Source organism: Acidimicrobiia bacterium, assembly GCA_035948415.1.
In the GTDB taxonomy this organism is placed as follows: domain Bacteria; phylum Actinomycetota; class Acidimicrobiia; order IMCC26256; family PALSA-555; genus PALSA-555.
On the sequence record DASZJD010000076.1, the window covers coordinates 15127 to 29840 of the forward strand.

A 14714-nucleotide genomic window follows, 5' to 3' on the forward strand; every position below is an offset into this window, starting at 1 on the left:
GCCGACGCGGGCGGCTCGGGCGGACCGTCCCGGGACGGAGCAGCATGCGGACCCATCAACCCGAACGCCACCGGTACGCCCGGATCGGCTGGCTGCGCGCCGCCGTCCTCGGCGCCAACGACGGGATCGTCTCCGTCGCCAGCATCCTGCTCGGCGTCGCCGCCGCCACCTCGTCGCAAAGCCAGGTCGCGGTCGCGGGCGCGGCCGCGCTCGTCGCCGGCGCCATGGCGATGGCCGCGGGCGAGTTCGTCTCGGTGAGCTCGCAGCGCGACACCGAGCTCGCCGACATCGCACGGGAGCGACGGGAGATCCTCCAGCACCCCGACTTCGAGCTCGCCGAGCTCCAGGAGATCTACCAGCGCCGGGGCCTCGACCGCGGCCTCGCCCGCGAGGTCGCGCAGCGCCTCATGGAGGCGGACCCGCTCGGCGCCCACCTGCGCGACGAGCTCGGGATGACCGGGGTCGGGGTGGCCGCGCCGGTGCAGGCGGCGGTGAGCTCGGCGGTGAGCTTCTCCCTGGGCGGGGCGCTCCCTCTCGCCGCCGCCCTCGTGCTGCCGAGCTCGGCTCGCATCCCCGTCGTGGCCGGGCTGGCCCTGCTGCTGCTGGCCGGTACCGGCGCGCTCGGCGGCCGGTTCGGTGGCGCGCCGGTGCGGCGGGCGGCGCTGCGGGTCCTGGCCGGCGGGAGCCTCGCCATGCTGGTGACGTGGGCCATCGGCGCCCTGGTCGGCGCCGCGGTGTAGCCGGCGCGCCCGGTCAGGCCGGCGACGCCGGCCACGAGAACGTGAACAGCTTCCGAGGCTCGATGCGGGCGTAGGGCGATCCCGCGACCCCGTCCTCCCAGCCCGGCCCGTACGCGGGCACGTAGGTCTCGAGCAGGTAGTCGCGGAAGCCGGCGTGCTCGGCGCCGCCGAGGTCGAGGAACCGGGCCTCGCCGTGGACGATCACCGCGAGCTCCTCGCCCCGGGTGTGCGAGGCGCTCAGGGCCGGCCGGGCCCGGAGGTGCCGGACCCGAACCGAGTCCGGTGAGGACCCGAAGTGGAAGTGCCCCCGGTAGAAGAGCCCGTCGACGGGCGCGACGAGCGGGCGGCCGGCGGCCGTGACCGTGGCCAGGTTCAGCACCTGCACGCCGACGAGCAGGCCGGCTAGGGACCGGGCGTCGAGGCGCCGCTCGGCGGTGAAGATGCTGGCGAGGTGCGGGCCCGCGGCCTCGTGGCTGGCGTCGAGCAGGGCCTGGAGCTGCTCGAGGTCGGCGGGCGTCTCGTACACGGCGCTCGCCCTACGGCGCGGCGGCCGCGGTTCGGCTGCCGTCGTGTCGACCGGCGACGAAGCGCGTGGTCCGCCACCCGAGCTCCACGAGCACGATCCCGACGGCGGCGATCGCGGCCGCCTCCCCGAGGACGCGGCCGGGCGGGAGCGCGAGCGCGAAGAAGCTCCGGAAGGACGGCACGGCGACGATCGTCACGACCGAGAGCACCATCGTCAGCGCGAGCAGGCCCCGCCACCAGTTCACCGGGCGGGCGAGGATCACGAGGACCCAGAGGGCGATCGCCGCGACGACGAGCGTGGCCGTCGTTCGGGACTCGGTCAGCGACGCGTGCTCGGCGTAGTAGGCGACGCCGTACGCCGCGAGGGCGCCGGACCCGACGACGAAGCCCGCCGGCACGCAGAACCGCAGCACCCGTTTGATGAAGCCCGGGATGTACCGGCGCGTGTTCGGCGCCAGGGCGAGGAAGAAGCCGGGGATCCCGATCGTGAAGTTGCTGATGAGCGTCAGCTGACGGGGCAGGAACGGGTACTTCCAGTTCAGGATCACGACAATGACCGCGATCAGCACCGCGTAGACGGTCTTCGTGACGAAGAGGTTCGCCGACCGCTCGATGTTGGCGATGACGCGGCGGCCCTCGGCCACCACGCCGGGGAGCGTCGCGAACCGCCCGTCGAGGAGCACGAGCTTGGCGACGGCGCGAGTGGCCGCGGCGCCGGAGCCCATCGCGACGCCGATGTCGGCGTCCTTCAGCGCCAGCGCGTCGTTGACCCCGTCGCCGGTCATCGCCACGACGTGGCCGTGGGACTGGAGGGCGTGGACCATCCCGCGCTTCTGCTGGGGCGTGACCCGGCCGAAGACCGAGTGGGTGTCGAGGGCGTCAGCGAGTTGCGCGGGGTCGTCCGGCAGCTCGCGCGCGTCGACCGGGTCGTCGCTGCCGGCGAGCCCGACCCGGGCCGCCACCGCGGCGACGGTGCGGGGGTTGTCACCGGAGATCACCTTCAGCGCCACGCCCTGCTCGGCGAAGTAGGCGAGGGTCTCGCGGGCGTCGGGACGGACCTTCTCCTCGAGGAGGACGAGCGCGACCGGCGTCAGCGGGACCGGGAGCGACTCGTCCGCGAGCGGGGCGTCGCTGCGAGCGAGCAGCAGCACCCGCTTCCCGTCGGCGGCGAGATCGTTGGCACGCGAGCGCGGCGCGCGGTCCGGCGCCGCGTCGGGCAGGACCATCTCCGGTGCGCCGAGCACCCACGTCGCGTGGGATTCGAAGCTGGCCGCGCTCCACTTGCGCGCCGAGGAGAACGGGGTGGTCGCGGTGCGGCGCCATCCGTCCGGCGCCGACAGGGCCGCGCCGAGCGCGGCGAGGGTGGCGTTGCGGTTCGGGTCGTCGGCCAGGGCGCCAAGCGCGGCGTCGATGTCCGCGGGGCTGGCGCCGTCGAGCGGCTCCGAGCGCGCGAACACGACGTCACCCTCGGTGAGGGTTCCCGTCTTGTCCAAGCACACGACGTCCACCCGGGCCAGACCCTCGACCGCCGGCAGCTCCTGCACCAAGACGTTGCGCCGAGCCAGCGTGAGCGCCGCGATCCCGAACGCCAGGCTGGTCAGGAGCACGAGGCCCTCGGGGACCATCCCGACCACGCCGGCAACGACGCTGGTGAGCGCGGCGGGCACCTGGTCGGTCCGGAGCTGCTGCCAGAGCAGCAGCCCCGAGATCGGGAAGAGCGCGTACTGGATCAGGCGCAGCAGGAAGTTGATGCCGTCGACGAGCTCGGAGCGGGCGAGCCGGAACTCGCGGGCCTCGGCGGCGATCCGGCGCGCGTACGAGTTCGGGCCGACCGCGGTGGCCTGGAAGCGTCCGGAGCCGGCGACGACGATGCTGCCGGACATGACCGTCGAGCCCGGCCGCTTGTCGATCGGGTCCGATTCGCCGGTCAGCAGCGACTCGTCGATCTCGAGCCCGTCGGCCTGCCGGACCAGCCCGTCGGCGGGGACCTGGTCGCCGGTGCGCAGCTCGCAGAGGTCGTCGAGGACGATCTCCTCGATGGCGACCTCGGCGGGCTCGCCGTCGCGGACGACCCGGGCCCGCGGCGCGCTCAGCACCGCGAGCGCGTCGAGCTTCCGCTTGGCGAGGACCTCCTGCACGATCCCGATCAGGGAGTTGGCCACGAGTACGAACCCGAACAGCCCGTCCTGGGGGTGGCCGACGACGAGGACGACGACCAGCAGCGTGCCGAGGATGGCGTTGAAGCGGGTCAAGACGTTGGCCCGGATGATCTCGCCGTAGGAACGGCTCGTGCGCTCGCCGCCGCCGTTCGTGAGCCCCCGTGAGACCCGGTCGCGGACCTCGGCTGCCGTCAGCCCGGTCGGCGGCGTGTCGGGCCCGGACCGGGGTGGCGCCAGCGCGCCCGACTCCGCGGGCCCGGACGCGGTCATCGGGCTGACCGTAGCCGAGGAGGCCTCCGCGGCCGCCCAGCGCATGGGTCGCGGCGGCTCAAGGCGGCCACCCCCTCGGCCGATACCCCGCGGTGATGGCGACGGGAGGCAGATCGCGGCTGCGTTGCGCGCGGGCCCTCTCCTGCCTCGCCGTCGGCGCGGTCGGCGCGGTCGTCGGGACCTGGACCGTCGGCGTCCACGCCGCGGCGCCCGCGTCGGCGCCGTCCCACGCCCTCCGTCGGGAGCTCCGCCTGGCCCCGGCGCTGGCGCGAGCGGTCATGGTCCCCATGACCCGCGCCGCGGTCCTGTCCGTGCTCACGCCGGTCGGCGGCGGCGGACTGCAGCTCTACTCGGGCCCCGACGCGGCGGCGCCGGCGGCGTCGCTGCCCGCGACCGACGAGCTGGGCTCGCCGCTCGTGCTGCTCGGCGTGGCCCGCCAGGGAGACTGGCTCGAGGCGCTGCTACCGAGCCGGCCGAACGGCTCGACCGGCTGGGTCCGCGCCGCGGACGTCACGACCGCCACCCCGCAGTACGAGGTCAGCGTCTCGCTGGCGGCGCACCAGCTGCGCCTGATCCGCATCAGCGACGGCGCCGTCGTGCTGACGAGCACGGTGGGCATCGGCGCGCCGAACACCCCGACCCCGCCGGGCGAGTACTTCGTCCGGGACCTGTTCCCGACCCACACCATGGATCATCCCTACGGTCCCTTCGCGTTCGGGCTCTCCGGGCACTCGGACGTGCTCATGCACTTCGGGACCGGCGACGGTCGCATCGCCATCCACGGGACGAACCAGCCCGCAAGCATCGGCGCCGACCTGTCGGCCGGCTGCGTGCACGTCCCGAACGACGTCGACCTCGCGCTCATCCCCTACCTGACCCTGGGCACGCCGGTCGTCATCGGCTGAGCCCGGTGCGCCGGCCGACGGCGGCACCGACCGAGCGGCGTCCCGACTAGTGGAAGTCGCGTGACCGCGGGAGCGCCGCGGGGGTGAGGGCGAGGGCCTCGAGGTGGCGGGCCAGGAGGTTCACGACCCCCTGCTGGCGCTCCAGCCGACCCCGGACCCGCAGGGCCGGCGAGGTCCGGGCCACCCGGCGATACCGCTGCCAGACGTCCGGCGTGCAGATCACGTTCACGAGCCCGGTCTCGTCCTCGAGGTTGAGGAACACCACCCCCTTGGCCGTCTCGGGCTGCTGGCGGTGCGTGACCACCCCGGCCACCTCGACGGCGTCGCCGTCGGGCCGGGACCGGAGCGCCTCGGCGGTGACCACCCCCGACGCGGCCAGCTCGTCGCGCACGAACTCGGTCGGGTGCCGGGCCGCGGACAGGCCGGTGGCGGCGAGGTCGGCGGCGGTGGCCTCCACCTCGGTCATGCCCGGGAGCGGCGGCGCGTCGATCCCGGTGACGATGCCGGGCAGGGTGTCGGGGCGGGCGTCGCGCAGGCCGCCGGCCGCCCAGAGCCCCTCCCGCCGGGAGACGCCGAAGGCCGCGAACGCGCCCGCCGTCGCCAGCGACTCGAGGGCGTCGACGGTGGCCCCGGTGCGGCGGGTGAAGTCCTCGAGATCCGTGAACGGCCGCTCGGCGCGGGCCTCGTCGATCCGGTCCAGCAGCCGGTCGGCGAGGCCCCGCACGTAGCGCAGGCCGATCCGCACCGCGTGCGTGGACACGTCGGCGTGCCACCCCGGCCGGGGGACGCCGATCGGCCCGACGTCGGCGGTGCGGGGCTCGAGGGTGCAGTCCCGCCGGGACGCCTGGACGCAGGGGCCGAGGACCTGCACCCCGTGGCGGATCGCGTCCCGCACGATCGTGTGGGACGAGTAGAAGCCCATCGGCTGCGCGTTCAGCAGCGCGCCGGAGAACTCGGCCGGGTAGCGCCGCTTCACCCACGCGCTCGCGTACACCAGGTAGGCGAAGCTCACCGAGTGGCTCTCGGGGAACCCGAAGTCGGCGAACGCCTCGAGCTTGCGGGCGATCTCCTCGGCGGTCTCGCCGGTGATCCCCCGCTCCGCCATGCCTCGCAGCAGGCGGTCACGCATGGCCGCCATGCGCGCCCGTGAGCGCTTCGACCCCATCGCCTGACGGAGCTGGTCCGCCTCGCCCGGGGTGAACCCGGCGGCGTCGATGGCGATCTGCATGAGCTGCTCCTGGAAGAGCGGCACCCCCAGGGTCTTGCGCAGGCAGGGCTCGAGGATCGGGTGGGGGTACGTGACCGGCTCCTCCCCGCTGCGCCGCCGCAGGTAGGGGTGCACCGAGCCGCCCTGGATCGGGCCCGGCCGGATGAGCGCCACCTCGATGACGAGGTCGTAGAAGGTGCGAGGACGCAGACGAGGCAGCGTCGCCATCTGGGCTCGGCTCTCGACCTGGAACACCCCGATGGTGTCGGCGGCGCAGAGCAGGTCGTAGACCTCGTCCTCTTGGGGGATGGTGGCGAGGTCCACCTCGGTGCCCTCGTGCACGCGGACCAGGTCGGCGGCGAGGTGCAGCATCGTGAGCATCCCGAGACCGAGCAGGTCGAACTTCACGAGGCCGGCGGCGGCGCAGTCGTCCTTGTCCCACTGGAGCACCGACCGGTCCTCCATGCGGGCCCACTCGACGGGGCAGAACTCCACGAGCGGCCGGTCGGCCATGACCATCCCGCCCGAGTGGATGCCGAGGTGGCGCGGGTAGTCGAGGACCTGGCGGGCCAGGTCCAGCACCAGCTCGGGGACCGGCGGCGCCCCGTCGGAGGCGACGACGTCGTCGAAGGCCTCCTCGCGCGACCGCCACCGGTCGATCCACTTCGTGAGGGCGTCGGCGTGGCCCGGGGACAGCCCGACCGCCTTCGCCATCTCGCGCAGCGCCGAGCGGGGCCGGTAGGAGATGACGTTGGCGACCTGGGCGGCCCGGTCCCGCCCGTACCGCTGGTAGAGGAACTGGATCACCTCCTCGCGGCGCTGGTGCTCGATGTCGAGGTCGATGTCCGGGGGCCCGTCCCGCTCCGGGGACAGGAAGCGCTCGAAGAGCAGCCCGAGGGCGACGGCGTCGGCCTTCGTGATGCCGAGCGCGTAGCAGACGGCGCTGTTCGCCGCGCTGCCCCGACCCTGGCAGTAGATGTCGTGCTGGGCGCAGAACGACACGATCTCGTCGAGCAGCAGGAAGTAGCCCGGGAAGTTGAGCTGCTCGATCACGTCGAGCTCGTAGGCCAGCTGACGCACCGCCTGGTCGTGGTTCGGGTGGCTGGCCGGGTAGCGCAGGGCGGCTCCCCGCCAGGTGAGCTCGCGCAGCCACGAGATGTCGCTGTGGCCGGGCGGGACGTCGAGGTCGGGGAGGTCGGGTGCGGCCAGGCGCAGGTCGAACGCGCACGCGCCCGCCACGTCGAGCGTGCGCTCGACCGCGCCGGGCCAGCGGGCGAACCGGCGCGCCTGCTCTGCCGGCCGGCGGAGCTGCGCCAGCGGCGAGGCCGGCAGCCAGCCGTCGAGCTCGTCGAGCGAGCGCCGGGCGCGGATGGCGGCGAGCGCGGTGGCGAGCGGCTGCTGGCGGCTGGTCGCGTAGTGGACGTTGTTCGTGGCCACGACCTCCACCCCGGCGTGGGCCGCGACCTCGGCGAGGGCGTCGTTGCGGTGACGGTCGAGGGGGTCGCCGTGGTCCCACAGCTCGACGAGGACCCGGTCCCGCCCGAACGCGGCCACGAGGCGCTCGAGGGCCCGGCGGGCGGCGGCGGGACCGGCGGTGAGCAGCGCGCGCGGCACCGGGCCCTTGCGGCACCCGGTCAGCACCACCCAGGCGTCGTTCGTGACGCTCGCCCGGCCGCCGCTGGCGTGCACGCCGACGCGGGCGGCCTCGGCGAGGCCGGCCAGCGTGAAGCGAGGGGCGCCCTTCTCCCCCGCCAGCTGCCCCTCGCTGATGGCCCGGGCCAGGCGGGCGTGCCCCCGCGGCCCCTCCGCCAGCACCACGAGGTGCTCGCCCGGGGGGTCGGCGGCCCCGTTCGCGGGCTCCCGGGCCTCCAGCGTGAGCTCGGCGCCGAAGACCGTCGGCAGCCCCACGCCGGCGGCCGCGGCCGCGAACCGGACGATGCCGTAGAAGCCGTCGTGGTCGGTGACGGCGAGGGCCGACAACCCGAGGCGGGCCGCCTCGTCGACGAGCTCCTCGGGGTGGCTGGCCCCGTCGAGGAACGAGAAGTTCGTGTGGCAGTGCAGCTCGGCGTACAGGTGGCACCCCCCGGGCCCGGGGGCGTCACCCTATCGAACACATGTTCGAGGCTCCAAGTGCCCGGGGATGTGCGGGCTGACAAACCCAAGACCCAACGCGCCGGCTGGGACACGGGGCTCAACCCCTATTGCGCGCTGCCCTGGCGGTAGGCGGTCACCTTGATCTCGACCAGGAAGCGAGAGTCGACCAGCTTGTCGACACCCACCATCGTGCTCGCCGAGAGCCCGCTCTGGAACAGCTCGTGGCGAATGGCGTCGCCGGCTGCCACCGCGGCCTCATGGTCACCGACGAAGAAAACCGTCTGGTCGGCGATATCCGCCAGCGTGCAGCTGAACTGGCTGAGAGCGTCGGCGATGCTGCGGTAGGCGATTCGCATCTGGCTCTCGATGTCGGCCGGAACGGTGAGTGTCTCGGGGTCGAGGCCGACCATGCCCGAAACGTGGACCGTGTCGCCAGATGCCACGGCGAGCGAGAACGGCAAGGCGCCGTCGAACGGGTCGTATCGCTCTAATCCCATGCCCCTCCTTAGCAGCGGGCGAGTGTGCGGTCTCGCGCTGGGTTCGTCAAGCCGCTCATCACCAAGTGCCCGGGTGGGTGGGCCCTCGCCCGCCGCCGTGGCCCCCGGCCCGCCGGGCCCGAAGGCCAGGACCCCGGCCGCCTCGTCCGGCTCGGAGCCGGCGTTGCCGGGTCGACCGCCCCCGCCCGCGCCCGACCCGGGCCGCCTACTCGCTCGACAGGAACGGGACGAGCCGCTCGCGTTGGATCAACAGGATCGACGTGACGAGCACCCACAGGGGGAAGAGCACGAAGGGGAAGAAGACCACGCCCCCCAGCTGGGCGGCGGCGACGACGAAGCCGGAGATGATCAGCCAGAGCGGGAGCGTCCGGTCCTGGCGGGCGAGCAGCGACGCGAGCAGGACGAACAGGCCCGCCGCCAACGCACCCGCGACCAGCAAGAGCGCGAAGCCGATCGAGTCGAACTGCTGCGGGAGCTCGTTCACGGGGACGGGCGTGCTGCCGAACTCCTTCGCGCCGGGGATGCTCGCCCGGATGAGCGCCGAGACCAGCGCGACGGCGGCGAAGACCGACCCGAAGGTGAACATGAGCCCACCGCGGTCACGGACGCGCTCTCGCAGGCTCCACGCGAACCAGACGAACGCGAGCACACCCAGCACCATGAGGTAGGCGCCGATGATCGCTTGCGTCCGGTGGTCGCTGTTCTTCCACCACGTCGCCCACTTCAGCGTGCGCACGGCGCTGCGGCTGTCGGTCGGGGTGGGAAACACGAGGAAGCCGGCCACGAACAGCGCGACGAACGCAATCCCCATCCACGGCCCGAGGCGGGCGAGTCGGGATCCGCCTTCGTCTGCACTCACCTGATGCCTCCTCGGCGACCCGCGTCGGATCGCGTGCGGTCGTCGCTTCCTACCCCTGACGCGGCGCGACAGTCTCCGAGACGCGAACGGAGCGCGTCAAGGACGCTCACGACCCGTTCACGGGGCGGCGCCGAGCGTCCACGAACCGGAGACCAGGACGCCGCGGCAGAGGCGCACCGCCGCGAGCCGCCCGCTGACCCCGGGCACCGGGCTGACCGTCGCCCCGGCTTCACCGACCGATGATCCGTCCCGCCCGCTGCCTTCACAGTCCGGGGCTATCCCGGGGGGAGATCGAGAGCATCGGAGGGCGGCCATGGAGAGCACTGCGAGTTCCCAGGGCCCGGCGGCGGCCGACCGACCGACGCGTGCGGGGCTCGCGGTGGGGCTCATCACCGTCACGGCCCTCGTCGTCGGCCTCGTCACCCGCGGCGCCGGCGTCGTCGGGATCGCCGTGCTCTTCCTGCTGTTCGTGCCGCTCGAGAAGGTGTTCGCGCTCCGACCGCAGCGGGTGTTCCGTCGCGGCTTCCTCACCGACCTGACCCACCTGCTCGTGAACAACGTGCTCATCACCGTCGGGGTCCTCGTGGCCCTGGTCGTGGCCATGATCCCGTTCTTCTGGGTCCGACGGCTCGACATCGCCGGCGCCCTGCCCGCCGCGGTCGCGGTCACGCTGGCGGTGCTCATCGTGCTGGTCGGGCAGTACTGGGCGCACCGCCTGACGCACCAGGTGCCGTTCCTGTGGCGGTTCCACGCCGTGCACCACAGCATCGAGAACATGGACTGGCTCGCCTCTGCTCGCGTGCACCCGATCGACCAGGTCTTCACCCACGGCGCGGTGGTGATCCCGCTGTACCTCCTCGGGTTCAGTGGCGGCACCTTCGGCGGCGTGGTCGTGTTCTTCACGCTGCTGGCGCTGTTCCAGCACGCCAACGTGCGGCTGCGGTTCCCGGTGGTGCGGTGGGTCATCAACACGCCCGAGTGGCATCACTGGCACCACGCCTTGGACCGCGAGGCCATCAACACGAACTTCGGGACTCCTGTCGTCGACAAGCTCTTCGGCACCGCCTACCTGCCGCGCCATCGGTGGCCGTCGGGGTTCGGGACGTCCGAGCCGGTCCCGCCGGTCGGCTACGGGCGCCAGCTCGGCTACCCGTTCACCGCGGCCGCTCGCGCCGGCGCGGCGTCCGGGTAGTGCCCGCGCTCACCGGGTGGCGGGCGCGCGCCCTGGCGGTGGCGATCGACCTCGGGGGTCAGTCGTAGATCGCCTCGATCCCGGCCCGTCCCCCCTCCACCACGACGAGGCAGGCGACGTCGGTCACCTCGGTGCGCGCCACGACCTGCCAGAGCGCCCGGCGGCGACGACTGACCCGGTCCCACCAGCAGACGTCCTGGGGCCAGGGCCCGGCCCAGGCCACGACGTCGGCGACCCCGAGCGGGTCGCCCACGAGGCGGGCCGGCGCCGCCGAGGCCTCGCCCCGTCCCGACACCAGCACGGGCTCCCCGTCGGCGTCGAGCAGCGCGACCGGGAGCCGGGACTCGAAGACGCGGGCCGGCGGCGGCCCGGGCACCGCGCCGGGCCAGGTCGGGGCCTCCGGTCCCGGGTCGCCGTCGCGGGCCTCGCCCCACGGCACCCAGCCCGTCCGCTCGCTCGGGATGCGTCCGCCGCGGGGCAGGACGGTGACGACCGCGCTCGGTCCCACCATCGCCTGGAGGCGGGCCAGGGCCCGGTCGGCCCGGTCGCCGGCGGCGGCGTCGCCGCCCCAGAAGCCGAGCTGGCGCCCGGTCGCCGCCACGACCTGGTCGGGGACCAGGCGCACGAGGGTGAGGCCCCCGGTGGCGTCGTCCTCGGCGGCCTCGCCGCCGCGGGTGAGCCACCCGTCGAGCTGCCAGCGCACCCGGGTGGCGAGGCCGGTGGCGGTGAGCGCGCCCTCGTGGCGCCAGCAGCGCGAGAGCCGCTCGCCGTGCTCGGTCTCGGCGTCGACGACGACCTGGGTGCAGGTGAGGCCTCGCGCCGCCAGCCGGTCGAGCAGCCGGTCGGCGAGGCCCTTGGCGACGAAGGCGACCTCCTCGACCCGGGTGGCCGGCGGGTCGAACTCCCAGGTCTCGACGAGCTCGGGCGGCGCCGGGGCCGGGCGCACCGCGTGCTCGCCGAGGCCGCGGGCCAGCCGGTGGGCGCGGACCCCGGCGGGCCCGAAGCGGGCGAGCACGGCCGAGCCGGGCAGGGCCGCGAAGTCCCCGAGGCGCTCCAGGCCGAGGCGGGTGAGGAGCTCGGGCAGGCCCTCGGCGTCGTCGAGCACGTCGACCGGCCAGGAGGCGAGGAAGGAGGGGGTGTCGCCCGGCGCGACGACGTGGGCGTCGCCGGGGCGGGCGCGTCGGGCCGCCAGCCGCGCCGCGAACCGGCCGTCGGCGACCCCGACCCTCGCCTCGGCGAGGCCGATCTCGGTCAGGGCGGCCCCGACGCGTCGACCCAAGCCGGCGTCGCCGCCGAAGTAGCGGGCGGGCCCGCGGGTGGGGAACGTCAGCACCCCCGGCTGCTCGAGCACCAGCCCCGGGGTGACCGCCTCGACGGCGCGGGCGACCACCTCGAAGGCGCGCGCCTCGACCGCGGGGTCGGCGTCGAGCACGACGAGGCCCGGACAGCGGGCCTCCGCCTCGCGGCGGCGCAGCCCGCGTCGGACCCCGTCACGGCGCGCCTCGCTCGACGCGGCGCGCACGAGCGTCCCGTGGGCGCCGGGCTCGACGACCGCGACCGGCTGGCCCGCCCGCGCCGGGACCGCCCGGCGGGCCACGACGACGGGCCAGTCCGGGCACCAGACGCAGAGGGTCCGTTCAGCCGGCGAGGACACCGGCCTGTTCCCGCGTGCCGGTGACGAGCCGCACCCGGGGCGGCCGGGTGGCGAGGAGACCGCCGCCGCCGCCGAGACCCGACCACGGGCCCCCTTCGACGTGGACCCGCTGGGTCGCGCTGGCCGGCCACGGGCTCCGCGGCGCGGCGAGGGGCACCAGGACGACCCCCCGCTCGCGGGCCCGGGCCGCGAGGCGGTGGGCGTCGCCCGGTCGGAGGTGCCGCGGCACCTCGGCCACCGCCACGCTCACGCCGTCGAGCAGCACGGCGACCGCCGCGGCCCAGCGGTCGGGGGGAACCCGCCGGGCCACGGCGAACCGTTCGAGGGCGACCCCGGCGGCGGCGACCGCCTCGCCGCCGAGCGTGCCGTCGAGGTCGACGACCGCCGCCCACTCCCCGACGCTGGTCGCCGCCGCGCACAGCGACAGGGCCGCCGAGGTCGCCCCCGTCCCCACCCCTCCCTCCACCACCACGACCGACCCCCGCACGACCTCCGGCAGGAGCCGGCCGAGCGGGCCGGGCACGGGCAGGGTCCGCGCCCAGGCCGGCACGACGGGGCGGGTCCGCTGGTGGACCTCGGTCAGACGGGCTCGGGCGACGGGGTCCCGGGACGGGAGCGCAGCCAGCCTCATCCCCCCGGTCTAGCGAACATACGTTCGATAGGCAAGAGCGGGGGTGAGGCGTCCCGGCGGGGGCGACACCCGCGGCTCGTCACCGCGTGCGCGTCGTCACCCCGACCCCCGAGCCCACGGCGCGGCCGCCGGCGCGGGCAGCCGCTTCACGGCGCTCAGGAGGCACAGCATCGGGATCCGATGCCACCCTTCCGAGCGCGTGGCGCCGCCGGCGTCGAGCCAGCACGGCTCGCGGAGCGCCTCGATGACGAAGCCGCTCGCTTCGAGCTCTCGGGTGTAGGACTCGAGGGGTCGGTGCATCGAGTGGAACGTCATCGCCAGGCCGGCCCGCTCGGCGCGATCCGCGTACGGGAACGTCGCCAAGTACGAGCCCGTGATCACGAACGGGGCGTCCGGCGACGGGTCGGCGAACCGGCCCGCCGAGTTGATGGGGTGCACGAGCGCCAGCACGAATCGGCCGCCGGCGCGGAGGACTCGGGCGGTCTCGCGCACGGCGCCGCCGAGGTCATCGACGTCCTGGAGCGACAGGCAGGCGACGGCGAGGTCGGCCGACCCGGCGCGCAGCGGGAGGCGGGCCAGGTCCGCCACGACGGCGTCGGTCGGCTCGTCGTGCGTCGCGGCCAGGCGCGCCATCGTCGGGGAGCTGTCGAGCCCGAGCACGCGGTGGCCGGCGGCGCGCAGCTCCCGCGCCAGCCGCCCTTCACCCGAGCCGAGATCGAGCGTGAGCGAGCCGGCGGCCGGCAGGAGCGCGGCCAGCTCGGGGAGGGTGTGGTGCCAGAAGGCGTCGTGGCCGGGGGCGCGAGCCCAGACCGCCCACGCCTCGGCCTCCTCGTCCCACGCCCGGCGCAGCGGGCCGGTCACTCGGCGGCGGGCTCGGGGGGCGTCACCGGCTCGACGCCGATGGCGCGCAGCGCGTCCGGCGACCAGCCCGCCTCGTCGCCGTAGTAGCCGAAGAGGTGGCGGATGGCGTGCTCCACCTGACCCTCGAGCTCGCCCCACCGGTCCGGCGGCGCCTCGACCGTCACCGCGCTCGAGTACACGGTCACGCGGGTGGCGCCGAGGTCGAAGAGCCGGCGGGCGAGGACGTCGGGGGGTCGCGCCCCGCTGGTGTCGTCGACCGTCGTGTACCGCTCGATGGCCATGCCGGTGATCGAGCGGTTGCAGTCGAAGATCATCACCGCGGGGGACGCCCCACGCCGCGCCGTCACCGTGATGTCCTGGCCCACGCCGGCGACTCTAGAGGTCGGAACGACGGACGGGGCGCCGAGCGCGGTCGCTCACACGAAGAGGCGACCCGGCGGCGGCGGGACGCCGCGCCAGCACAGGCCGTCCATGAAGATCCACGAGCGGCGGTGGATGGCGCTCGGGCCGTAGCCGCGCAGCGCGCACTGGTGCGCGGGCGCCGGGTAGCCCACGTTCGACTCGAAGTCGTACGGCGGGTAGTGCTCGGCCTCGTCCATCATGATGGCGTCGCGCGTCACCTTCGCGACGCAGGACGCGGCGGCGACGGCGAGCACCGACACGTCGCCCCGCACGACCGTCGTCACCCGGTCGCCGCCGGCCAGGTAGTCGTAGTTGCCGTCGAGGATGATGCGGTCGGGCTCGTAGCCCTGGGCCGAGAGCTCGGCGAGGGCTCGGCGCCCGGCGACGCGCAACGCCATCGTCATCCCGAGCGCGTCGCACTCCTCGTACGAGGCGTGGCCGACGCCGATCGCCAGCGCCCACCCGCGGACGGCGCTGGCCGCCCGCTGCCGCTCGGGACGGGTCAGCAGCTTCGAGTCGCGGATGCCGCGGAGGTGCTCCGGCGCCGAGACGACGGCGCCCACGGTGACCGGGCCCGCCCACGCCCCGCGGCCGACCTCGTCGACGCCGACGACGACCCGGTCCCCCGCCTGCCAGCAGCGCCGTTCGAGGCGGAGGGTCGGGAACGTCACCAACGGGAACCTATCCGTTCACCCACGCGCAACACCTCCGGTTCCGA

At 74.9% G+C, this 14714-nt stretch carries 12 protein-coding genes and 1 pseudogene; 3 read left to right on the forward strand and 10 right to left on the reverse strand.

The genetic code is table 11. The features are described from left to right. Positions 1-44 precede the first annotated feature (44 nt). Positions 45-740, forward strand: coding sequence for a VIT1/CCC1 transporter family protein (locus VG869_10655; GenBank protein ID HEV3451657.1), 696 nt, complete (start codon positions 45-47; stop codon positions 738-740). A gap of 13 nt (positions 741-753) precedes the next feature. Here VG869_10655 and VG869_10660 read toward each other — a convergent pair whose 3' ends face one another. Further along, complete coding sequence (locus tag VG869_10660; protein HEV3451658.1) at positions 754-1266, reverse strand: pyridoxamine 5'-phosphate oxidase family protein; 513 nt, start codon at positions 1264-1266, stop codon at positions 754-756. A 10-nt stretch (positions 1267-1276) separates the two neighbouring features. Then, a complete protein-coding gene (locus tag VG869_10665; protein HEV3451659.1) occupies positions 1277-3694 on the reverse strand; it encodes an HAD-IC family P-type ATPase in 2418 nt (805 codons plus the stop codon). A gap of 95 nt (positions 3695-3789) precedes the next feature. On the opposite strand from VG869_10665, the gene VG869_10670 reads away from it, so the two are divergent. Beyond that, positions 3790-4599 (forward strand): L,D-transpeptidase, encoded by an 810-nt coding sequence (locus VG869_10670; protein ID HEV3451660.1) that lies wholly within the window; start codon positions 3790-3792, stop codon positions 4597-4599. A 46-nt stretch (positions 4600-4645) separates the two neighbouring features. Here the strand turns inward: VG869_10670 and VG869_10675 are convergent. The 3 genes and pseudogenes from VG869_10675 to VG869_10685 form a co-directional block, all read right to left on the reverse strand. Continuing rightward, positions 4646-7876: pseudogene (locus VG869_10675) on the reverse strand (error-prone DNA polymerase). 128 nt (positions 7877-8004) lie between these two features. Next, positions 8005-8361 carry a Rid family hydrolase gene (locus VG869_10680; GenBank protein ID HEV3451661.1) on the reverse strand — a complete coding sequence of 119 codons (357 nt, stop codon included), beginning with the start codon at positions 8359-8361 and terminating at the stop codon, positions 8005-8007. Between the two features lie 241 nt (positions 8362-8602). Further along, positions 8603-9256, reverse strand: a complete 654-nt coding sequence (locus VG869_10685; GenBank protein ID HEV3451662.1) for a hypothetical protein — start codon at positions 9254-9256, stop codon at positions 8603-8605. Positions 9257-9569: 313 nt separating this feature from the next. Here VG869_10685 and VG869_10690 point away from each other — a divergent pair, with 313 nt between their 5' ends. Next, complete coding sequence (locus VG869_10690) at positions 9570-10448, forward strand: sterol desaturase family protein (protein HEV3451663.1); 879 nt, start codon at positions 9570-9572, stop codon at positions 10446-10448. A 58-nt stretch (positions 10449-10506) separates the two neighbouring features. On the opposite strand, the gene VG869_10695 is transcribed toward VG869_10690, so the two are convergent. From VG869_10695 to VG869_10715, 5 genes are all read right to left on the reverse strand, one after another. Further along, a complete protein-coding gene (locus VG869_10695) occupies positions 10507-12102 on the reverse strand; it encodes a DNA polymerase Y family protein (GenBank protein ID HEV3451664.1) in 1596 nt (531 codons plus the stop codon). After that, complete coding sequence (locus VG869_10700) at positions 12086-12733, reverse strand: hypothetical protein (protein ID HEV3451665.1); 648 nt, start codon at positions 12731-12733, stop codon at positions 12086-12088. The genes VG869_10695 and VG869_10700 overlap by 17 nt, the downstream gene beginning before the upstream one ends. A 96-nt stretch (positions 12734-12829) precedes the next feature. Next, entirely contained in the window at positions 12830-13594 is a 765-nt protein-coding gene (locus VG869_10705) for a class I SAM-dependent methyltransferase (protein HEV3451666.1), read from the reverse strand. After that, on the reverse strand, positions 13591-13959 hold the full coding sequence (locus tag VG869_10710) for a hypothetical protein (GenBank protein HEV3451667.1): 369 nt from the start codon (positions 13957-13959) through the stop codon (positions 13591-13593). Before VG869_10710 ends, VG869_10705 begins: the two co-directional genes overlap by 4 nt. Before the next feature lie 51 nt (positions 13960-14010). Then, positions 14011-14667: a ribonuclease HII gene (locus VG869_10715; protein HEV3451668.1), complete on the reverse strand. Its 657-nt coding sequence runs from the start codon at positions 14665-14667 to the stop codon at positions 14011-14013. Positions 14668-14714: the final 47 nt, after the last annotated feature.

Excerpts from the sequence above, each read along its gene's own strand:
- VG869_10655 (HEV3451657.1), top strand. The coding sequence starts at position 45 with ATGCGGACCCATCAACCCGAACGCCACCGGTACGCCCGGATCGGCTGG.
- VG869_10665 (HEV3451659.1), bottom strand. The coding sequence starts at position 3,694 with ATGACCGCGTCCGGGCCCGCGGAGTCGGGCGCGCTGGCGCCACCCCGG.
- VG869_10670 (HEV3451660.1), top strand. The coding sequence starts at position 3,790 with ATGGCGACGGGAGGCAGATCGCGGCTGCGTTGCGCGCGGGCCCTCTCC.
- VG869_10690 (HEV3451663.1), top strand. The coding sequence starts at position 9,570 with ATGGAGAGCACTGCGAGTTCCCAGGGCCCGGCGGCGGCCGACCGACCG.
- VG869_10700 (HEV3451665.1), bottom strand. The coding sequence starts at position 12,733 with ATGAGGCTGGCTGCGCTCCCGTCCCGGGACCCCGTCGCCCGAGCCCGT.